The following is a 19,680-nucleotide window of genomic DNA, read 5'->3' on the forward strand; positions in this document are numbered from 1 at the left end:
CGTCTCCAAACTCTGAGGCGACAGCGGCCGGTTTATTCCGGCGCATATCGGGTAGTCCTAACGCAGTGTAATCTTTGCCTGTCCCGAGGCCGTTTCCGATTAAATGTTTCCTGTTCTTTGGTTAGAGCCAGGCTTACCCGCGCTGCTGCCCGGGCGCGTTGGGGCCTGCCAAATTGCGCCGCCCGGCCTTCACTCACCTCTGCCCTTGCCCGTCGCCGTCACAGCCACTACACCGGGCGGGACCCCGACCACACATCATTGATGGAGCCAAGATGCGCCTGTCCCGCTATTTCCTGCCGGTTCTGAAGGAAAACCCCTCGGAAGCCCAGATCGTCAGCCACCGGCTGATGCTGCGCGCCGGGATGATCAAGCAATCCTCCGCCGGGATTTATTCCTGGCTGCCGCTTGGCTTCAAGGTCTTGAAAAAGATCGAAAGCATCGTCCATGACGAGCAGATCCGCGCCGGCCACATCCCGATGCAGATGCCGACCATGCAGTCCGCCGATCTGTGGCGCGAGAGCGGCCGGTACGAGGCTTATGGCCAGGAAATGCTGCGGATGAAGGACCGGCATGACCGCGACATGCTGTTCACCCCGACCGCCGAAGAGCTGATCACCGACATCTTCCGCGCCCATGTCAGCAGCTACAAGGATCTGCCGCTGACCATGTATCAGATCCAGTGGAAATTCCGCGACGAGATCCGCCCGCGCTTCGGCGTGATGCGCGGCCGCGAATTCTACATGAAGGACGGCTACAACTTCGACCTGACCAAGGAAGACGCGCTGCACGCCTACAACCGCCATCTGGTCAGCTATCTGCGCACCTATGAGCGGATGGGGCTGCAGGCGATCCCGATGCGGGCCGACTCCGGGCCCATCGGCGGCGATGACACCCATGAATTCCTGGTGCTGGCCGACACCGGCGAGTCCGAGGTGTTCTATGACAGCGCCGTCACCGATCTGACCTTCGGCGACCGCGAAATCGACTATGACAGCGTCGCGCAGTGCCAGGGCGTGCTGGAGGAGTTCACCTCGAAATACGCCCGCACCGACGAGACCCACGACGAAGCCCTGTTCAACCAGATCCCCGAGGAGCGCCGCCGCGTCGCCCGCGGCATCGAGGTGGGGCAGATCTTCTATTTCGGCACCAAATATTCCGAGGCGATGGGCGCCACCGTGCAGGGGCCGGACGGCAAACCGGTGCCGGTGCATATGGGCAGCCATGGCATTGGCGTCAGCCGCCTGCTGGGGGCGATCATCGAGGCCAGCCACGACGACAAGGGCATCATCTGGCCCGAGGGCGTGACCCCGTTCCACTGCGGTATCGTCAACCTCAAGCAGGGCGACGACGAGGCGGACGCCGCCTGCAACCAGCTTTATGCCGCGCTGACCGCGGCCGGGCTGGACCCGCTTTATGATGACCGCAAGGAACGGGCAGGCGGCAAGTTTGCCACCATGGATCTGATCGGCCTGCCGTGGCGCATCACGGTCGGCCCGCGCGGGCTGAAGAACGGCGTGGTCGAGCTGACTTCGCGCCGCAGCGGCGAGAGCGAGGAGCTGAGCCCGGAAGAGGCGGTCAGGAAGGTGGCCGCGGTCTATGCCAAGCACCCGACCGGCCGTGGCTTCTGACCACCGGTCACTCGGCTGAAATGATTGCAGGAAAAAGGGCGCGGCTTCGCGCCCTTTTTTGCATGTCCGCGGCCGGGAAGTTTCAGGAAAACTCCTGGCAGATCTTTTTCTCAAAAGTTTCGGGTGGTCTGCGGTGGCCGCTTTCTGCCGTGGCTGGCGGATTATCCGGCCGATCTGCAACCACACCTTGACCCCGCGCGCCCGGCAGCACAGGTTGCAGGCAAATTTTCCGGGCAGGACCGCTTATGGCCAAGACACCTCCGCCGTTTTCACGTTTCGAATGGATCATCGCCTGGCGGTACTTGCGCGCCCGCAAGGCCGAGGGCGGGGTCAGCGTGATGACCTGGATCAGCCTCATCGGTATTACGCTCGCGGTGTTTGCGCTGATTGCGACGCTGGCGGTGCGGTCGGGCTTCCGTTCGGAGTTTGTCGGCACCATCCTGGGCGCCAACGCGCATGTGACGCTGTATTCCTATGGCGAGGTGACCGGGGCCGGGGTGCTGGACCGCTCGCTGACAGAGTATGAGGCGCTTGCTGAAACGGTGGCCGCTGTCCCCGGGGTCACCCGTGCAGCGCCGCTGGTCAAAGGCCAGGTGATGGCGAACCTGCGCCAGCGCAACGCAGGTGTCGAGGTGTTCGGGATTTCGGCCGAGGACATCAAAGGCATCCCCGGCGTGGCCCAAAGCGAAGAGGCGCTGGGCGATCTGGCGCGGTTTGAAGACGGCATCGCCATCGGCTCGGGGGTGGCGCGCGAACTGGGGGTGGGCCTGGGCGGCAAGATCAAGTTGATCTCGCCCAACGGGGTCAAGACCGCATTCGGCACCAGCCCGCGGGTCAATGCCTATGAGGTGGTCTACATCTTCACCGCCGGGCGCTGGGACATCGACCGCACCCGCGTCTACCTGCCGTTTGCCGAGGCGCAGAGCTTCTTCAACCGCGAAGGTGCGGCGGATGAGATCGAGGTGATGGTCGAGGACCCGGAAGACGTCGATGCCATGGCAGCTGCGATCCTGGCGGCGGCGGGCGGCACCGCGGGGGTGTGGACCTGGCGCGATGCCTCGGGCGGGTTCCTGCGGGCCCTGGAGGTCGAGGATAACGTGATGTTCATCATCCTGTCGATCCTGGTGCTGATCGCGGCGATGAACATCGTCTCGGGCCTGATCATGCTGGTCAAGAACAAGGGCCGCGACATCGGCATCCTGCGCACCATCGGTCTCAGCGAAGGCTCGGTGATGCGGGTGTTCTTCATCTGCGGCGCCTTTACCGGGGTGCTGGGCACGCTGTTCGGCGTGCTGCTGGGCTGCCTGTTTGCGCTTTATATCGACCCGATCTTCTCTTTTGTGAACTACCTGATGGGCGGCGGTGTCTGGGACCCGTCGATCCGCGGCATCTATGCGCTGCCGGCCGAGCTGCGTCCGGGCGATGTGCTGTCGGCTGTTGCCCTGTCGCTGGGGCTGTCGTTCTTTGTGACCATTTTCCCGGCCCGCCGCGCGGCGCGGCTGAACCCGGTGGAGGCGCTGCGCTATGAGTGAACCGACGCTGGAGCTGACGGGGATCAGCAAATCCTATCTGCAGGGCACGCCCGGTCAGGTCGATGTTCTGCGCGGGGCCGATCTGGCCTTGCAGGCGGGCGAGGTGGTGGCGCTGGTGGCGCCTTCCGGTGCCGGTAAATCGACACTGCTGCATATCGCGGGCCTGCTCGACACGCCGGACGCGGGCGAGGTGCGGGTTGCGGGCGAGGACGTGACCCGCAAGGGCGACCGCCGCCGCACCCGCGTGCGCAGGCAGGAAGTCGGCTTTGTCTATCAGTTCCACCATCTGCTGCCGGAGTTCTCGGCGCTGGAAAACATCGTGCTGCCGCAGCTGGCCAATGGCGCGGCGCAGAAGGCCGCCGCGGCGCGGGCAGCGGATCTTTTGGCCGCTGTCGGCCTTGCGGGCCGGGCCGGTCACCGCCCGGCGGCACTGTCGGGCGGCGAGCAGCAGCGGGTTGCCTTTTGCCGGGCGCTGGCCAATGCGCCGCGGGTGCTGCTGGCGGATGAGCCGACGGGGAACCTTGACCCCGGCACCGCTGACCAGGTGTTTGCAGCGCTGATGGAGCTGGTGCGCGGCACCGGAATGTCGGCGCTGATTGCCACCCACAACCTGGAACTGGCCGCACGCATGGACCGGCAGGTGAAACTGCAGGACGGGCTGCTGGTGCCGGTTTAGCCATTTTTCCGCCCGTGCGGCGGCGGCAGGCGGCGGCGGCAGGCGGATCTCTGCCGGGGGCGGCACAGCCGGGCTATGGCCCGGCGCGGCGGTTTGCTATCAGCTGTGCAAACCGGGCCTTTCAGGCTAGGCTGACCGGGAATGCGCAGAAGGGGCTGAGACGTGGTGAATTCGGTAATCGAAAAAGATGTGACGATTGAGGGCAATATCACCTCCAGCAAAGGCAGTGTCGAGGTCCGCGGGCGGGTCGTCGGCGATCTGTCGGCGCAGGCGGTCACGGTGCATGCGGGCGGCACGGTTGACGGCGCCCTGAGCGCGAAGTCGGTGACCGTTGAAGGCATCTACAGCGGCAAGATCCAGTGCGAGGACCTGCGGCTGGCGGCCAGTTCGCAGGTAAAGGCGGATGTGTCTGCCCAAAGCATGGCCACCGAAAGCGGCGCCCAGGTGGAAGGCACAATCCGGATCGCCGGCAAGAAGGGGTAAGGGCCTGACCCCAGCCCTGCAGCCGGTCTCGGCCGGCGCGGCGAAGCGGCCTGGTGCCGGGCCTGCAAGGCTGCTGCCGCCGCCCTGGCGGCCAGGCTGCCGGCGGTCTGCTGATCTGCGCGGGCGTATCCGGGCAGGCGGCAGGCGGGCGGACATTGGACCGGACAGGCCCCGCACCGCCTGCGGCCGGCCCGAACATATGGCAGCGCCAGGCACTCTTTGGCTGGCTTCCAACCGGATCAGAGGCTATTGGCGGAGTCATGACTGACACTTTGCCTCCGTGCCCCGAATGCGCCTCTTCCTACACTTACCAGGTGGATGCTTTGCTTATCTGCCCCGAATGCGCGCATGAATGGGGCGTAGCCGACGGGCAGGAAGCGCAGGTGCGCGACAGCGTTGGCAATGTGCTGTGCGACGGCGATACGGTGACGGTGATCAAGGACCTGAAGCTGAAGGGCACGTCCTCGGTGATCAAGGTCGGCACCAAGGTCCGCGGCATCCGGCTGGTGGATGGCGATCACGACATCGACTGCAAGGTGCCGGGGGTCGGCCCGATCGGTCTGAAGTCGCAGTTTGTGAAGAAGGTGTCCGGCTAAGGCGCCTGCGCCTTAGGCCATCTGAGTGATCCAGACCCCCAGAGCCATCACCGAAATGCCGGCTGTGCGGGTCAGGGTCAGCGGGCTGATCTGGGCGCCGAACAGCCCGTAGTGGTCGATGGCCGCCGCCGAGATCAGCTGGCCGATCAGCACAAAGAACACCGCGTTGCCGACCCCGAAATGCGGCGCCACATAGGTGATGGACAGCACGTAGAAGGCCACCAGCACACCCGCCAGCAGCAGGTGTTTCGGTGCCGCCGGGATTTTCGCCAGGGCTTGCGGTCCGGCGATCAGGCAATAGATAAGGGTCGAAACCAGCGCGATCAGGAACAGCACCACCGCGGCTGAAGCGGGTGAGCCGATCAGCTTGCCCAGGGCCGCATTCAGGGCGGCCAGCACCGGGATGCCAAGGCCGGCGGCCAGCATGATGAGGGCGTATTGTGTCATGGACCTGTGCCTTTCATGGTTGCGGGACCGTTCTGGACGCAATCGGCCTGCCGGAACAAGTGCGACGTTGCGGCGCCGGACGCGGGTGCGGAGCCCAGCCCTGAAGAGCCGGGTTTCCAAAACTGTTTTCCGCAAGCGCGAGCGGCGCCGGGAAACGCAGGGTCAGTCGCAGATGCCGCGCAATTCGGCGTTTTTCCAGGGCAGGTAGACATCGCTTTCGCGGCTTTGCGGCAGGGCGCTTACCGGCATGGCCGCCGCCAGCATCCCGTGCAGCCGGCGGGTCCGTGCCGCCTGCGGCGCCAGGGCGCGGCAGCAGACGTATTCCTCGATGATGGCGCCCTGCTGCTCAAACCCATAGGTGAGGAAATCCGGATCTCCCTCCAGGTCGAACAGGTAGGGATCGCGGCGGCCGCCATGCTCGGCGGCGGCGCGCAGCGGGTGGTAGCCGGTTTGCCTGCGGTTCTGCCACTGCCAGATATGGGTCGCCTCATGCGCCAGCAGCATCGCCTCGACCAGGTGCAGCTTGTCCGGGTAGTCCGGCAGGTAATTTCCGGCGTACCAGTCCCGGACGAAAAAGATCCGGTTGAACAGCGCAACGGCGGCGGGGGAGGAGGTGATGACCTCGTCGGTGACCGGCGGCAGGATGCGTTCGCGGCAGGTGACGCGCGGGCGCTGTGTGCGGCGGAAGGTGATGGCGGCAACCGGCGCGCCCTTCACGATGCGGAGCTTTCCGGTGTCCAGGCTGGAGCCGTGCAGCCCGGCCAGATAGGCGCGTTCCGTGTCCGTCAGCGGGCGGCCGCAGGCGGCGAGAGCCAGAAGGGCAAGAAGCAGAAGGCGGATCATCCGGGCGCGGCCATCCGGTCAGCAGCTCATCGCCAGCACGCGGCTGATTTCGGTCAATGTGCGGCCCGATTGCTCCATCCAGGTGTTGAAGGCGGCCTGCACCGCTTTCATCGCGGTCTTGGAGGCGGCGGGTTTGCCGATCACCCCTTCGGCGATCAGCCGGGCGGTGACGTCCCGGGACAGGATGAAACTGTCGCGGCCGGCAAAGCGCATGGCGTATTGGCCGGTGCTGCCGCCCAGCCGGCTGCCGCGTTTCTTGAGCATGTCCAAGAGGCCGGTGTAATCGGTGGAGGGCCAGCCGCCCAGAACCTGGCCTGCTCCGCCGTCCGCGCGCAGGTCCATCAGGAAGGCGGCGTTTTCGCGTACGCTGGCCAGTTTGGCGCCGTTTCTGACCACCCGTGTGTCCTGCAGGATCCGGTCGAATTCCTCTTCAGCGATAAAGGCGCAGGACCCGGGGTCGAAGCCGTGAAAGACCTCTTCGAACCCGTCCCACTTGGCCTCGATCACCTTCCAATTGAAACCCGCCTGGAAGATGCATTTGGTCATGGTTGCCAGCCAGCGGTCCTCGGGCAGGGCGGTGGCGTCGGGGCCGGGTCTGGTGAGTTTTGCTTCCAGCGCCGTTGCGCCGCCGTGGCGGTCTGCGGCGATGGCGTGGATCTCGTCGAACGTTCGCATGGCAAATCCCTGAGCGTGCCGGCAGAGGTTAGCGGCGCGCGCGCAGCTCGACAATCGATTTGCCGAGCCGGAACGGGGCCGCAAAGCTGACCAGGCACAGCGCGATGATCTGCCAGACCAGGATATGGGCGTTGGCCTGCAGGTATTCCCATTCGTCCTTCAGCTTGGACACATGGGCGATCAGGGCGTCATAGGCGCGGGCGATGATCAGGTAGTCGCCGGCAATGGCGGGCACCTTGCGGCGCATGTTGTCAACGGCCGCCTGGGCGGTGTCGTCCAGCGCGGTGAAGACCAGGAAGGCGGCCGGGTCAAAGGCGCTGGCCTGGGCTTTCATGTCCTGCATCGCGCCGCTGCCGCCTGCGCCGGTGCCGAACAGGAAGCTGAGACCCTGCAGCGGCGCGACCTCATCGGTCACTGCGATGAACAGCGGCAGTTCGGCGTTGCCGGCGGTCGAGGCGGAGAGGAATTCGACCTTGCCGCACAGGACCGCGATGTCGGCGTCATAGGCGGGTTCGCAGAATCTGAGCCGGAACCGGGCGGCGTCGCGGTCGAAGGCGGCGGTGGCGGCATAGGCGATGTCGATCTGGCGTTCGAGCTTGGAGCTGTCGGCGGCGTAGATGCCGGAGACCACCGCGGCCAGCGCGCCGAAGCCGCCCAGCACCACCCACACCAGATCCGCCAGTTTCCAGGCCCGGTGGCCCGCGGGTTTGCGGAACAGGCAGGCGGTGCCGATGAGGCCCGCCAGGAAGAACAGCAGCAGCAGGGGCAGCTGGTTGTCTGCGATGAAGGCCATGCCCGGATCTCTTTTGCGTTGTTGCTGTCGGGATAACCTTAGGGAGAGGAGGGGGTTTCAGGCAACCGCCCTCACGCAGCTGTCATGCGGCGGCGCGCGCGCATGGGGCTGGCATGGGTCTGGCATGGGTTCGGCATGGGGCTGGCATGGGTCTGGCCGGGCGGGAGCGGGGCTCCGTCCGGGGGGTCTGCTGTCTGGGGCCGGGTGGCCGTTATGTGCTTAAGGCCGGGGTGGTCTGGCCGGGTCGGAGGAGGCGGCGCCGCCAGGGCCCGGATGGGCCTGTGGCGGAGGGCCGGATGGGGATCGCAAGGCCCCATGTCCGCTTGAAAGCTTCCTGTTTGCGGAACCCCCCTGCACCCGATGAAGAGGTGGTCTTCGGGGGTCCGTATCTCCTGGTGGTGCGGGGTGTCAGCCCGCACCGGTGCCGCGACGCATTGCAGTATGGCAGGCCCCGGTTAAGGGCGGCCAAGCGGGGCGTGCGGTGTGTTGGGGTTTGGCGCAACGCTTTTGACCGGGGCGCTTGCGGCCCGGTCTGCGCCTGCCTGCCCGTCAAACCGGAGGTTTGCCTCCGGCAAAACGGACAGGCGCATTCGCGCCCGCCCAGGCAGGCGCAGACCTGTCGTTGGGATGCCTCCGGCGGGAGTATTTGGCGAAGGTGGATGGGGTGGTGGTGTGCCCCTTTGGGACGTGGCGCGCCAGCCGCATGGCCCGCGCCTTGGGCTCCGCCCGTTTCGACCTGAAACTGTCCCCCGGAGTTCACGCCGGATCCCGAAGAGACAAACAGTCCGGGAGACTGTTAAAGGCGTGGACGGGCGGAGCCCTTCGCAACCAACCGTGCAAATCGAAGTGCGGCGCTGGCTGGATTTCTTTTGGGACGAGAGGCGTCAGCCGCACGGCCCGCGCCTGACCTTACCTTTGGGAGTTCACGCCGGATCCCGTAGGGACAAACAGTCCGGGGGACTGTTTGAGGCGGGGACGGGCGGAGCCCTTCGCAACCAACCGTGCAAATCGAAGTGCGGCGCTGGCTGGATTTCTTTTGGGACGTGAGGCGTCAGCCGCACGGCCCGCGCCTGACCTTCCCCCCGGGAAGGCGCATTCGCACCCTCCCAAGGTCAGGCGCGGGCCTTGTGTCACGGGTGGGAAGGGTTAATCAATTACACCGAGATTGCGTAACGTGACTATGTTGGCATCTGAAATGTTCAACCGCTTCTCGATGCGTGTAAGAGAACCTAGCTGATAACAATGTGCCATTATCGTCTGTCTTTCAGACCGCGCTAAGTCAGGAAAGAAGGCGTAGTTTCCATAAGTTAATTCGGAACGGTAATCTCCGTTCACCCGAAATGTCTTGGGTTCCTTTGGAATGCTGTCTTTAATGATAACCCATTTGCCCTGCTGTAAAACTTGCCTTCCAGAGCTAATTTCAAAGTCTCGGCATTCAAAGCACAATTTACGCAGAGAGCGGGCCAAATCGTCCAATTTGTGAACATCTCCAGGTTCGATCAGGTATCCAACCTCCCGATACCTTTGACGGGGTTGCCCGTAATTATTCACCCGTGAAACAAAGGACGATATTTTTTCTCCGAAGTCAGCTTGCTTGACTAGTTCCGATGGAAAACCTGAGGGCGCGCAGATCGCTCTGTCGTCAAATTCGTTGGTTTGAGAAAGTGTCCGCTGAAGTAGTTTCTCTAGGTCATGCGTGTTTCGATTCCCGAAGCGAATCGAAACATGCCTCAGCGCCAGATAGCATTTTAGGTACTTCTCTAGCGATTGCTGGGCGCTCCAGCAGAAATGGTTCCAAAACCCATTTTTTGCGCTCATTCGTGCGATTAAATAATCTTCGTCGGCAGGGCGCAGGAATACACCGTGGACGTAGTTGGCGAAGTTGATTTCATCTCGATCAGCTGAATCCCTCAAACATCCAGCTCCTCCACGAACTTCGCGTTTTCCTGGATATACTGGTAGCGCAGCTCGGGTTTCTTGCCCATCAGCTGTTCGACCAGCTCGCCGGTCTCGCCGGGCTCGTCCTCGTCGATTGTCACCCGGATCAATTTCCGGGTGGCGGGGTCCATCGTGGTCTCTTTCAGATCCTTGGCGTCCATTTCGCCAAGCCCCTTGAAGCGGCTGACGTCGATCTTGCCTTTGCCGCCCAGGCCCTTTTCCAGCCAGGCGTCGCGTTCGGCCTCGTCCAGGCAGTAGACGCGTTTCGCGCCCTGGGTCAGGCGGAACAGCGGCGGGCAGGCGAGGTAGAGGTGGCCGCCGTCGATCAGGGGCCGCATCTGGGTGAAGAAGAAGGTCATCAGGAGCGAAGCGATATGGGCGCCGTCGACGTCGGCATCGGTCATGATGATGATCTTGTCATAGCGCAGATCGTCGAGGTTGAACTTGGTGCCGGTGCCGACGCCAAGCGCCTCGCACAGGTCGCGGATTTCGGCGTTGGTGCCGATCTTGTTGGAAGCCGCGCCCAGCACGTTCAGGATCTTGCCCTTCAAGGGCAAGAGCGCCTGATTGACCCGGTTGCGCGCGCCCTTGCCGGAGCCGCCGGCCGAGTCGCCCTCGACAATGAACAATTCGGTGCCGGCGCGGTCTTTCGAGGTGCAGTCGGTGAGCTTGCCCGGCAGCCGCAGCTTCTTGGTGGCGGATTTGCGCTGGGTCTCTTTCTCCTGCTTGCGGCGCAGGCGTTCCTCGGCGCGCAGGACCAGGAAATCGAGGATGGCGCCGGCCGATTTGGTGTCGGCGGCAAGCCAGTTGTCGAAATGGTCGCGGACCGAGTTTTCCACCATTTTGGAGGCCGCTTCGGTTGAGAGGCGGTCCTTGGTCTGGCCGACGAATGCGGGGTCGGCGATGAAGCAGCTGACCAGCGCGCAGCCGCCCGCCATCAGGTCGTCGCGGGTGATCTGGGCGGCCTTCTTGTTGCCGACCAGCTCGCCGTAGGCCTTGATCCCCTTGAGGATTGCGGACCAGAAGCCGGCCACATGGGTGCCGCCCTCGGGCGTGGGGACGGTGTTGCAGTAGGACTGGGTGAAGCCGTCGCGCGACGGGGTCCAGTTGATCGCCCATTCGACATAGCCCGGGGCGTTGAATTTCTCGCGGAACTCGACCTTGCCGGCAAAGGGCGCGTCGGCATAGACGGAGGATTTTCCCAGCACTTCGGTCAGGTAGTCCTTGAGGCCGCCGGGGAAATGGAAGGTGGCCTCGGTCGGCGTCTCGCCGTCGTCGATCAGGGTCTTCCAGCGGATCTCGACGCCGGAGAACAGATAGGCCTTGGAGCGCACCAGTTTGAACAGGCGGGCGGGCTTGAAGCGGTGCGAGCCGAAGATCTGCTCATCCGCGTGGAAGGTCACGAAGGTGCCGCGCTTGTTGGGGGCGGCGCCGATTTTCTCCACCGGCCCCAGCGGCAGCCCGCGCGAGAAGCGCTGTTCGAACAGTTCCTTGTTCTTGGCCACCTGCACCACCAGCGAATCCGACAGCGCGTTCACCACCGAGGAGCCGACGCCGTGCAAGCCGCCGGAGGTCTGATAGGCCTTGCCGGAGAATTTGCCGCCTGCGTGCAGGGTGCAGAGGATCACCTCAAGCGCGGATTTGTCCGGGAACTTGGGGTGCGGATCGATCGGGATGCCGCGGCCGTTGTCGGTGATGGTGACGGAATAATCCGCGTTCAGGGTGACTTCGATGCGGTTGGCATGGCCCGCGACGGCCTCGTCCATCGAGTTGTCGAGGATCTCGGCGACCATATGGTGCAGCGCGCGCTCATCGGTGCCGCCGATGTACATGCCGGGGCGCTGGCGGACCGGTTCGAGCCCTTCCAGAACCTCGATTGAGGAGGCGTCATAGGTGTCGGCTGCAGGCGTGCTGAGGAGGTCGTCGGCCATGTGCGGGAACTGCTCTTCCTTGGTGTTGATTGGCAACCATTATGGCAGGTGTCGGGGCCGGGTGGAAGAGGCACGCAAGGGGCTGTGGATAAGGCGGCCGGGGCGGCTGGAGGAGACTTGTTTTCAGACCATCGAAGGTAAGTTCCGGTTTGCCGGCTGCGTCGATATTTCCCGTGCAGGGACAGGGCCTGCCGGATAGACCTCGGACAGCGAATGGCATGAGGAGGGCACGCGGGTGGCTGGCAAAGGGATCAAGACGCAGGACTGGGCGGCGTTCCGGGAGGAGGCGCAGCGGATGCTGGAGGCGGCTCTGGATCAGATGCAACAGGCCGCGGAGCGCCCCTGGCAGCCGGTGCCTGAGGACATCGATGCGCGCTATGCGGTGACGGCGGAGGCGCAGGGGCCGCAGGCGGCGGTGGACCGGATCATCCGCGATGTGCTGCCGTATCATGGCGGCAACACCCATCCGCGGTTCTGGGGCTGGGTGCAGGGGTCGGGGCTGGCGACGGACCTGATCGCTTCGGTCGCGGCGGCGGCAGTGAATGCCAATATGGGCGGGCGCGATCACGGCGCGAATTACATGGAGCGCGCGGTGGTGGATTGGACCCGCCGCAAGATGGGGATGCCCGAAGGCGCCAGCGGGCTGCTGGTCACGGGCACCTCGCAGGCCACCGTGATTGCCTTTCAGGCGGCGCGGCTGCGGGTGATGAAGGATCTGCGCAAGCGTGGCCAGGGTGGCGTGCGGCTGACCGCCTATGCCGGCGAGGGCGTCCACAATGCAACGCTGAAGGCGGTGGAGCTGCTGGGCATCGGTTCGGACAATCTGCGCAAGGTGCCATTGAAGGACGGGCAGATCGACTGTGCGGCTTTGGCGGCGATGGTGGCAGAGGACAAGGCCGCAGGCGCGCTGCCCTTTTTGGTGGTGGGCACCGCCGGCTCGGTGGATCTGGGGCTCTATGATGATCTGAATGCGCTGGCGGATGCGGCGTCAGAACTGGGGCTGTGGCTGCATGTAGACGGGGCTTTTGGCGCCTGGACACGGATCGCGGCGGAGCCTTGGCGGTCCTTGTCCGACGGGATCGGACGGGCCGACAGCATCGCGCTGGATTTCCACAAGTGGATGTATGTGGGCTATGACTGCGGCATGGCGCTGCTGCGCAATGAAGACGAGCACCGGGCGGCGTTTTCGGCGCGGCCGTCGTATCTGGAAGGGGCCGAGCGCGGGCTGGCGGGCGGCGAGCCGTGGTTCTGCGATTACGGCATTGATCTGAGCCGCGGCAACCGGGCGCTGAAGATCTGGACCGCGCTGGAGACCTATGGCGAGGCGGCGTTTTCCGAGGCGATCACCGGCAATTGCGCGCTGGCGGCGTATATGGCGGCGCAGGTTGAGGCGCAGCCGGAAATGGCGCTGGGGGCGCCGGTGGTGTCGAATGTCTGCGTGTTCACCGCCCGCAGCGATCTGGCGCCTGAAAAGCAGTCAGAGGTGAATGCGCGGGTTGCCCAGACCCTGCAGGAAAGCGGCGAGGCGGTGTTTTCCACCACCCGTTCGCAGGGCCGGGTGATGCTGCGCGCCGCGATCACCAACCACCGCAGCCGTGAGGCGGATGTGGCGGCGGCGGTTGCCGCGGTGGCGCGGGAGGCGGCAGTATGAGGCGTTGAGAGGCGCCCGGTCTCTTGCAAGAGCGGGCGGCCGGGCGGCAGACCAGTTGCGGCGTCCGGTTTCATTAATTCTGGGTGTGTCCGCATATCGTGCTGGTTTGCATCAAAACTGGCGGAAAGGTCTGCTACGAAAGTTCGGTAGATCAGCCCTTGGTAAACTCCATCCGGTAGATCACTTCCTCCCCGGTTGCAGGGTCGATGCCGGGAGCGCCACTGATGACCAGCCTATCTCCCACAAGCGTGAACGGGCGCTCCAGCGCCCCCTGCCAGTTCGGGTTCCAAGAGCCTTCAACCTCGTGAATGACACGGTTTCCATCGAGGCGGTAGCTGGCGACATATGCGAGAATGTCATCGAACAACTTCGCTTTCCCCTCCATCGTCCACGCCTGATCTTTTGGCGGAAAACGATCACGGCGAAAGACTGATGCCATCATCCGTCCACAGCGATGGTCTGCGATAAAACCTATCGGAGAGGGACCTCACGCGTCAGTGGTCTCGCCCGTCGTAACCGATGTGCGGGTCCACGTATCCATACGCCATGAACCTATCAATTCCTCCGAAACTGACATACATGCCACCTCTGTCTGAAAACTCCACCGGATCATGCCCTTTATACCCCCATACCACCAGCGCACTGATCTAAAGGCGGTTCAAAGCGAGGGCAGCTTTCCAACTTTCCAATCGACAGATGGCCCGAAATTTTCCCAACACGGTATGCGGACACCCCCTTAATTTTCGGGGCGGGTGCGATCGCCGAAAGATCCGGGCGGCAGCGGACAGGCAAGGGGCGCTACCCCTCGGCCTTGCGGCCTCACCCCGGAGTATATTCAACCATAAAGACGCTGCCGGGCTGAAGCCTGCCGGTTCTTGGCCCGGCAGTTGCGGGGCTGCGGATTGGGGCGTAAAGCTGTGATCATGAAACATTTGGTTCCTTTGCTTGCCGCTGCGCTGCTGGCCCCGCAGGATGCCGGGTCGCATCCGCATATTTTTGTCGATACCGCGCTGAAGGTGATTGTTTCGGACAGCGGGCAGTTGCAGGCGGTGGAAATCACCTGGGCCTATGACGAGTTCTATTCACTGCTGATTTTCGAGGACCGGGGGCTGGACGGCGATTATGACGGCGCGCTGACAGCCGCGGAGCTGGCCGGGCTGCAGGGGTTTGACATGGCGTGGACCGAGGGGTTTCAGGGCGACACCTACCTCACCCGTGACGGGGCTGCGCTGGCGCTGGGGGCGCCGGAGCATTTGTCCACCGAGGTCGCCGAGGGGCGCATCACCACCCGCCACCGGCGCGTTCTGGTGCAGCCGCAGGCAGCGCACGGGGTGATGATCAAGGCTTATGATCCGACCTATTACACGGCCTATACCCTGACCGGCGGGCTGGCGGTTTCGGGCGGCTGCCAGGGGCGTGTCACCCCGCCGGATCTGGACGCGGCCTATACCAAGGTTGAAGAGCTGCTTTATGCGATGCCGGCGGAGCAGGCGGAGGCGGCGTATCCGGAGGTCGGCGAAGCCTTTGCCGACACTGTGCAGTTGAGCTGCGAGGCGTAAGGTGCGGTTTTTTCTGGCAGTTTCTGCACTGGCCGTTGCGGTTTCCGCCGTCTGGCTGTGGGGGTTCGGCGGCGCCGGCGCTGTTGCGGCCTGGGCGGGCGAAGGCCAGCGCGAGGCGCAGACTGCGCTGGCGCGGGGGCTGCGGGCGTTGCGGGCCGGTGAGCCCGGGGCGCTGACGGCGCTGCTGGCCTTGTGTTTTGCCTACGGGTTCTTTCATGCCGCCGGGCCGGGGCATGGCAAGCTGGTGATCGGCGGTTACGGCATCGGCAAGCCGGTGCCGCTGGCACGGCTGGCCGGGCTGGCCGTGGCGTCTTCGCTGGCGCAGGCGGCCACCGCGGTGCTGCTGGTGGCGGGCGGGCTGCTGCTGCTGGACTGGGGGCGGGAGCAGCTGACCACTGCGGCGGAGGATGTGCTGGCGCCGGTGTCCTATGGGCTGATTGCGCTGGTCGGGCTGTGGCTGCTGCTGCGCGGCTCGCGGCGGCTGCTGGCCAGCCGGGCCGGCAGGCCGGCGGGGCATCACCCGGATCACCGGCGGCATGACCATGGAGATGCCTGTGCCGCCTGCGGCCACCGGCACGGGCCCACGGCAGAGGAGGCAGCCAGTGCCGCCTCGCTGCGGGATGCGCTGGCGATCATCGGCGCGGTGGCGCTGCGGCCCTGCACGGGGGCGGTGTTTCTGCTGCTGTTGACCTGGCGCATGGGGGTGTTGTGGGCCGGTGTTGGCGGTGCCTTTGCCATGGGGCTTGGCACTGCAACGGTGACTGTGGCGGTGGCGGCGGCGTCGGTCACCCTGCGCAAGGGGGCGCTGGTTCAGCTGCAAGGGACAGGCGCGCTGCGGGCAGCGGCGGTGCTGGAGATCGCCGCAGGCGCTGTGGTGGCGGTGCTGGCGGGCCAGATCATGCTGCGGGCGCTTTGAGGGATCACGCGGTCAGGGCGCTGTCCAGCTGGGCAAACACCCTCTCCCGGGTGAGATCGGCTGACATCAGTGCCGGCACCGGCGCGGCCTGCTGCCGCGCGGTCATCTCGTGCCAGAAGGTCAGGGACTTGCGCTGCAGCAGGTGGCCGTGCGGGCGGGCCTTGCGACAGGAGGCGGGCACGGGTTTCAACTCGGGGTCTTTGACGGTGAAGCCTTTGAGCGCAAGGATGTCCGCCGGCGCTGCGTTCCCGTCGCCATAGGCCCCGCCGACGGCAGCCCGCCAGCGCGGCAGCTGCGGCTTGCTGAAGCCGATGATGCCGCCGCCTGCGGTGCAGTAGCCGGGGGCCAGTCCGAAGACCAGCGCGCAGCCGCTGCTTTTCAGCGTCCACATCAGGTGCAGATGGGTGTTGCAGGGGGGGTGTCCCTGGAAAACCGCAGGTCGCGCTGGGGGCGGAACATTTTGCCCGTGACCGGGGCGCCGCTGCGCCGGGCGATGGCTAGGAAGATCTCGTCCAGCAGCCGCAGCGCGGGGATATCACCTCTGCGTCATACCCGTCCTTATGCGCCGTGAACCAGTCCCGGCTGTTGTTCTGCGCAAGCGCTGCCGGAAACGCACGGGCATCGGGGATCGGGCATCGGGGATCAGCGGGGGAAGGGCGTTGGTCATCGCAGCAGGCTGCCGGGACGCGGGCGGGAAATCCGTCTGCGGGACTATCACCATAGGCCTGCGCAAGGGCAAGGGAACTCCGCTCTTGCGGGAGCGCGCGCCCATGTCTAAGGCTTGCCGCATGAACACCTTGGCGAATAAACACTCCGGAATGCCGCTGCGCGGCCATGCAAGGGCGATAGCCGTCCTTGGGCTGCCGCTGGTCGGCGGCCATGTGGCGCAGTTTGCAATCGGCCTGACCGATACCGTGATGCTGGGCCGCTACGGGGTGCAAGAGCTGGCGGCGGTGACGCTTGGGTCGACTTATTTCTTTTCGATCTTCCTGCTGGGGTCCGGCTTTGCCTTTGCGGTGATGCCGATGGTGGCTGCCGCGGCCGGTGCCGGGGAAGAGCGGCAGATCCGGCGCAGCACCCGGATGGGGCTGTGGCTGTCGCTGCTGTACGGTGCGCTGGCGATGCCCTTGCTGTGGTGGTCGGAGGCGATCCTGCTGATGCTGGGGCAGAAGGCCGACATTGCGCATGCGGCGGCAGAGTATCTGCGGATTGCAGGCTGGGCGATCTTTCCGGCCCTGTTGTATATGGTGGCCAAATCGTATCTGGCGGCGCTGGAGCGGACCCAGATCGTGCTGTGGATGTCGGTGTTCGGGGCCGTGCTGAACGCGCTGGTGAACTATGCGCTGATCTTTGGCAACTGGGGCGCGCCGGAGCTGGGCATCACCGGGGCGGCGATTGCGTCGCTGGTGACCAACGGGGTGTCCTTTGCGCTGGTGCTGGCCTATGCGCTGAAGGTGCTGCCGGAACATGAGCTGCTGAAGAACTTCCAGCGCCCCGACTGGGAGATGCTGGGGCAGGTGCTTCGCCTGGGGGCGCCGATCGGGCTGACCACCCTGGCTGAATCCAGCCTGTTTGCGGCCTCGGCCATGATGATGGGGTGGCTGGGCACGGTGCCGCTGGCCGCGCATGGGATTGCGATCTCGCTGGCGGGGCTGACGTTCATGGTGCATCTGGGTCTGTCCAATGCGGCCACGATCCGTGCCGGCAATGCATACGGGCGCGGCGACCGGGATCACATGGCGCGCGGCGGCAAGGTCGTGACAGTGATGTCACTGGCGTTTTCGGTGGTCGGGGTCACCCTGTTCCTGACCATCCCCGAACCGCTGATGTCGCTGTTTCTCGACCCCGCGGATCCGCAGAAGACGGAAATCCTGATGATCGGCACCGGGCTTTTGGCGGCGGCAGCGCTGTTTCAAATGATGGATGGGATGCAGGCGGTTGCGCTGGGACTGCTGCGCGGGGTGCAGGATACAGCCGTGCCGATGGTGATTGCGGTGCTGAGCTATTGGGCGGTCGGGATGCCGGCGTCTTATGTCTTTGGCTTTGTGCTGGGGTGGGGCGGTGTCGGCGTCTGGGCGGGGCTGATTGCGGGGCTCACTGCCGCGGGCGTGTCCCTGATGGCCCGGTTCTGGATTAAGTCGATCAAGCTGGCAGGCGCCCCGGCTGCCTGAGCCGGGCGGGGTTGACCAGCTGCAGGCGTCTGGGCAGGCTTGCAGAACAGCTTTGCCTGCATTCCAAAAAAGAGGCCGTTCCCGATGATGACCGATGACGATACACGCCTGCTGCGCGTTGCCTATGAGGAAGCCAGGGCGGGTTTTGACGAGGGCGGCTGCCCGATCGGCTCGGTGCTGGCGCGCGGCGGCCGGGTGGTGGCGCTGGGGCGCAATCAGCGGGTGCAGAAGGGCGATCCGGTTGCCCATGGCGAAATGGACGCGCTGCGCAAGGCGGGGCGGCAGAAATCCTATCGCGATACGGTGCTTTATACCTCGTTGTCGCCCTGCATGATGTGCAGCGGCACCATTGTGCAGTTCGGCATTCCGCGGGTGGTGATCGGCGACACCAGGAATTTTGGCGGCAATGAGGATTTCCTGCGCTCAAGGGGCGTTGAAGTGGTGATCGCCGACGATCCGGACTGCATCGCGCTGATGGCGCGGTTCATCCGGGAAAAACCGGAACTGTGGGCGGAGGACATTGCCGAGTGACAGCGGCCTGAGGTCTGGCGAAACCCTGGCATTTTGCGTCGGGTTCCGCAGGCTTGGCACCGGTCTTTCGTGCTAGGGCTTGGCGAGATTTTCAATGCATGCGCGCGCCGCTTGGGCGGTGCGCGGCATCAGGAGGCTTTCCCATGTCCAAACCCGTCGTTCTGATCACCTCGGCCACCGGCCGCATCGGCCGCGAGCTGGTCGCACGTTTGGCCGCCGCAGGCGATTTCACCGTGCGCGCCTGCTATTTCAGCGCGTCCAAGGCAGACCAGCTGACCGCGCTGGGCGCCGATGAGGCGGTGAAGTTCGACCTGTCTGAACCGGCCACCTGGGAGGCGGCGCTGGAGGGGGTCTCGGCGGTCTATTCCGCCTCGCTGGATCCGATGCTGGAGGGGCATCTGGCTTTTGCCAAGGCACTGGGCGACCGCAAGGATCAGATCAAACATGTGGTGCGCGTCAGCTGCATGGGCGCCGATACCAACACCGCGTCTTATGATGCGGATACCCATGCCTCGCGTCCCGGCGCGGCGATTCCGCTGATGCTGCAGCACTATTGGTGGGGCGAGAAGGCGCTGATCGACGCGGGCCTGAACGTGACCGCGCTGCGCAACAATTTCTTCATGAACCACCTGTTGAAGACCGACTGCGAAACCATTGAAAACGAAGGCTGGTTCTCGAACCCGCTGGGCGGTATGCGCAATTCCTTCGTGGCCACCCGCGATATTGCCGAAGCGGCCGCGGTGGTGCTGACGGAAGGCCCGGAGCGGCATGGCAGCAAGTTCTATGACATCACCGGCCCGGCCCCGCAGTCGATGGCGGAGATCGCCGCCGACCTGGGCCGCGCCATGGGCAAGGAGATCGCATACCGCGCCCAGTCGATGGAGCAGTTCGAGGCGGATTTCGGCAGCACCCGCGCCGAGTTCTTTGAGTATCTGACCAATGGTTTCTACACCCGCTGCAGCCCGGATTTTTATAACATCACCGGGCACAAGCCGACCTCCTATTATGATTACCTGACCACCAGGGGCGCCAGCGGTGAAACCGGCCTTGAGGAGCTGTGGCAGGGAAACCTGTGGAAGAAAGGCGTCGATGCGATGAAGGATGCAGCGGCAGCCCCGGCGTCCTGAACCGCAGCGGCAGCCTGCCGGTCAGCGGGTAAGAGAAAGGGGCTTCGCGCTGGCAGCGCGAAGCCCTTGGCGTATCCCGCGCCGGGGGATTAGCGGCGGCGGCGATGCCGCGCATTCCTGCATCCGCTGCCGCGCTGTGATATGCTGGACAGGACCACTGCCAGCGGCGGCAAGGAGGATCCT

The 19,680-nt window shown here is 64.8% G+C and carries 19 protein-coding genes; 11 read left to right on the forward strand and 8 right to left on the reverse strand.

The window, feature by feature from the left end; translation table 11 throughout:
• Positions 1-272: 272 nt before the first annotated feature.
• The 5 genes from proS to METH_RS06010 all read left to right on the forward strand — a co-directional run bounded on the left by proS (position 273) and on the right by METH_RS06010 (position 4,915).
• On the forward strand, positions 273-1,628 hold the full coding sequence (proS, locus tag METH_RS05990; RefSeq protein ID WP_024089530.1) for a proline--tRNA ligase: 1,356 nt from the start codon (positions 273-275) through the stop codon (positions 1,626-1,628).
• Between the two features lie 245 nt (positions 1,629-1,873).
• Positions 1,874-3,160 carry a lipoprotein-releasing ABC transporter permease subunit gene (locus METH_RS05995; protein ID WP_024089531.1) on the forward strand — a complete coding sequence of 429 codons (1,287 nt, stop codon included), beginning with the start codon at positions 1,874-1,876 and terminating at the stop codon, positions 3,158-3,160.
• Positions 3,153-3,836 carry an ABC transporter ATP-binding protein gene (locus tag METH_RS06000; protein WP_024089532.1) on the forward strand — a complete coding sequence of 228 codons (684 nt, stop codon included), beginning with the start codon at positions 3,153-3,155 and terminating at the stop codon, positions 3,834-3,836. Before METH_RS05995 ends, METH_RS06000 begins: the two co-directional genes overlap by 8 nt.
• Before the next feature lie 162 nt (positions 3,837-3,998).
• The gene (locus tag METH_RS06005) at positions 3,999-4,319 is read left to right on the forward strand and encodes a bactofilin family protein (RefSeq protein ID WP_024089533.1); all 321 of its coding nucleotides are present in this window, start codon (positions 3,999-4,001) and stop codon (positions 4,317-4,319) included.
• 260 nt (positions 4,320-4,579) lie between these two features.
• Entirely contained in the window at positions 4,580-4,915 is a 336-nt protein-coding gene (locus tag METH_RS06010; protein ID WP_024089534.1) for a zinc ribbon domain-containing protein YjdM, read from the forward strand.
• Between the two features lie 12 nt (positions 4,916-4,927).
• Here METH_RS06010 and METH_RS06015 read toward each other — a convergent pair whose 3' ends face one another.
• From METH_RS06015 to parE, 6 genes are all read right to left on the reverse strand, one after another.
• A complete protein-coding gene (locus METH_RS06015; RefSeq protein ID WP_024089535.1) occupies positions 4,928-5,362 on the reverse strand; it encodes a DMT family transporter in 435 nt (144 codons plus the stop codon).
• A gap of 162 nt (positions 5,363-5,524) precedes the next feature.
• A complete protein-coding gene (locus METH_RS06020) occupies positions 5,525-6,205 on the reverse strand; it encodes a hypothetical protein (RefSeq protein ID WP_024089536.1) in 681 nt (226 codons plus the stop codon).
• Between the two features lie 18 nt (positions 6,206-6,223).
• Positions 6,224-6,880: a DNA-3-methyladenine glycosylase I gene (locus tag METH_RS06025; protein WP_024089537.1), complete on the reverse strand. Its 657-nt coding sequence runs from the start codon at positions 6,878-6,880 to the stop codon at positions 6,224-6,226.
• 28 nt (positions 6,881-6,908) lie between these two features.
• Positions 6,909-7,673, reverse strand: coding sequence for a hypothetical protein (locus METH_RS06030; RefSeq protein WP_024089538.1), 765 nt, complete (start codon positions 7,671-7,673; stop codon positions 6,909-6,911).
• 1,146 nt (positions 7,674-8,819) lie between these two features.
• Complete coding sequence (locus METH_RS23040) at positions 8,820-9,587, reverse strand: HEPN domain-containing protein (protein ID WP_024089539.1); 768 nt, start codon at positions 9,585-9,587, stop codon at positions 8,820-8,822.
• Complete coding sequence (gene parE / locus METH_RS06035; protein WP_024089540.1) at positions 9,584-11,542, reverse strand: DNA topoisomerase IV subunit B; 1,959 nt, start codon at positions 11,540-11,542, stop codon at positions 9,584-9,586. The genes METH_RS23040 and parE overlap by 4 nt, the downstream gene beginning before the upstream one ends.
• A gap of 235 nt (positions 11,543-11,777) precedes the next feature.
• Here parE and METH_RS06040 point away from each other — a divergent pair, with 235 nt between their 5' ends.
• Positions 11,778-13,193 carry a pyridoxal phosphate-dependent decarboxylase family protein gene (locus tag METH_RS06040; protein WP_024089541.1) on the forward strand — a complete coding sequence of 472 codons (1,416 nt, stop codon included), beginning with the start codon at positions 11,778-11,780 and terminating at the stop codon, positions 13,191-13,193.
• Positions 13,194-13,344: 151 nt separating this feature from the next.
• On the opposite strand, the gene METH_RS06045 is transcribed toward METH_RS06040, so the two are convergent.
• Positions 13,345-13,668, reverse strand: coding sequence for a lipocalin-like domain-containing protein (locus METH_RS06045; RefSeq protein WP_281173424.1), 324 nt, complete (start codon positions 13,666-13,668; stop codon positions 13,345-13,347).
• Between the two features lie 448 nt (positions 13,669-14,116).
• On the opposite strand from METH_RS06045, the gene METH_RS06050 reads away from it, so the two are divergent.
• Positions 14,117-14,752, forward strand: a complete 636-nt coding sequence (locus METH_RS06050) for a DUF1007 family protein (protein ID WP_024089542.1) — start codon at positions 14,117-14,119, stop codon at positions 14,750-14,752.
• Between the two features lies 1 nt (position 14,753).
• The gene (locus METH_RS06055; RefSeq protein ID WP_024089543.1) at positions 14,754-15,668 is read left to right on the forward strand and encodes a nickel/cobalt transporter; all 915 of its coding nucleotides are present in this window, start codon (positions 14,754-14,756) and stop codon (positions 15,666-15,668) included.
• A gap of 4 nt (positions 15,669-15,672) precedes the next feature.
• On the opposite strand, the gene METH_RS24705 is transcribed toward METH_RS06055, so the two are convergent.
• Positions 15,673-16,059 (reverse strand): DUF2461 family protein, encoded by a 387-nt coding sequence (locus METH_RS24705; RefSeq protein ID WP_245602961.1) that lies wholly within the window; start codon positions 16,057-16,059, stop codon positions 15,673-15,675.
• Between the two features lie 397 nt (positions 16,060-16,456).
• Between METH_RS24705 and METH_RS06065 the strand changes: the two genes are divergently transcribed.
• From METH_RS06065 to METH_RS06075, 3 genes are all read left to right on the forward strand, one after another.
• On the forward strand, positions 16,457-17,839 hold the full coding sequence (locus tag METH_RS06065; RefSeq protein ID WP_052348673.1) for an MATE family efflux transporter: 1,383 nt from the start codon (positions 16,457-16,459) through the stop codon (positions 17,837-17,839).
• A gap of 87 nt (positions 17,840-17,926) precedes the next feature.
• Complete coding sequence (locus METH_RS06070; protein WP_024089545.1) at positions 17,927-18,370, forward strand: nucleoside deaminase; 444 nt, start codon at positions 17,927-17,929, stop codon at positions 18,368-18,370.
• 143 nt (positions 18,371-18,513) lie between these two features.
• On the forward strand, positions 18,514-19,497 hold the full coding sequence (locus METH_RS06075) for an NAD(P)H-binding protein (RefSeq protein ID WP_024089546.1): 984 nt from the start codon (positions 18,514-18,516) through the stop codon (positions 19,495-19,497).
• Positions 19,498-19,680: the final 183 nt, after the last annotated feature.

This window comes from Leisingera methylohalidivorans DSM 14336 (assembly GCF_000511355.1).
Lineage (GTDB): Bacteria > Pseudomonadota > Alphaproteobacteria > Rhodobacterales > Rhodobacteraceae > Leisingera > Leisingera methylohalidivorans.

What these genes read in the sequence shown, in the direction of transcription:
- proS (WP_024089530.1), top strand. Translation starts at nt 273, where the DNA reads ATGCGCCTGTCCCGCTATTTCCTGCCGGTTCTGAAGGAAAACCCCTCG.
- METH_RS05995 (WP_024089531.1), top strand. Translation starts at nt 1,874, where the DNA reads ATGGCCAAGACACCTCCGCCGTTTTCACGTTTCGAATGGATCATCGCC.
- METH_RS06000 (WP_024089532.1), top strand. Translation starts at nt 3,153, where the DNA reads ATGAGTGAACCGACGCTGGAGCTGACGGGGATCAGCAAATCCTATCTG.
- METH_RS06010 (WP_024089534.1), top strand. Translation starts at nt 4,580, where the DNA reads ATGACTGACACTTTGCCTCCGTGCCCCGAATGCGCCTCTTCCTACACT.
- METH_RS06015 (WP_024089535.1), bottom strand. Translation starts at nt 5,362, where the DNA reads ATGACACAATACGCCCTCATCATGCTGGCCGCCGGCCTTGGCATCCCG.
- METH_RS06020 (WP_024089536.1), bottom strand. Translation starts at nt 6,205, where the DNA reads ATGATCCGCCTTCTGCTTCTTGCCCTTCTGGCTCTCGCCGCCTGCGGC.
- METH_RS06025 (WP_024089537.1), bottom strand. Translation starts at nt 6,880, where the DNA reads ATGCGAACGTTCGACGAGATCCACGCCATCGCCGCAGACCGCCACGGC.
- METH_RS06030 (WP_024089538.1), bottom strand. Translation starts at nt 7,673, where the DNA reads ATGGCCTTCATCGCAGACAACCAGCTGCCCCTGCTGCTGCTGTTCTTC.
- parE (WP_024089540.1), bottom strand. Translation starts at nt 11,542, where the DNA reads ATGGCCGACGACCTCCTCAGCACGCCTGCAGCCGACACCTATGACGCC.
- METH_RS06050 (WP_024089542.1), top strand. Translation starts at nt 14,117, where the DNA reads ATGAAACATTTGGTTCCTTTGCTTGCCGCTGCGCTGCTGGCCCCGCAG.
- METH_RS24705 (WP_245602961.1), bottom strand. Translation starts at nt 16,059, where the DNA reads ATGTGGACGCTGAAAAGCAGCGGCTGCGCGCTGGTCTTCGGACTGGCC.
- METH_RS06065 (WP_052348673.1), top strand. Translation starts at nt 16,457, where the DNA reads ATGAACACCTTGGCGAATAAACACTCCGGAATGCCGCTGCGCGGCCAT.
- METH_RS06070 (WP_024089545.1), top strand. Translation starts at nt 17,927, where the DNA reads ATGACCGATGACGATACACGCCTGCTGCGCGTTGCCTATGAGGAAGCC.
- METH_RS06075 (WP_024089546.1), top strand. Translation starts at nt 18,514, where the DNA reads ATGTCCAAACCCGTCGTTCTGATCACCTCGGCCACCGGCCGCATCGGC.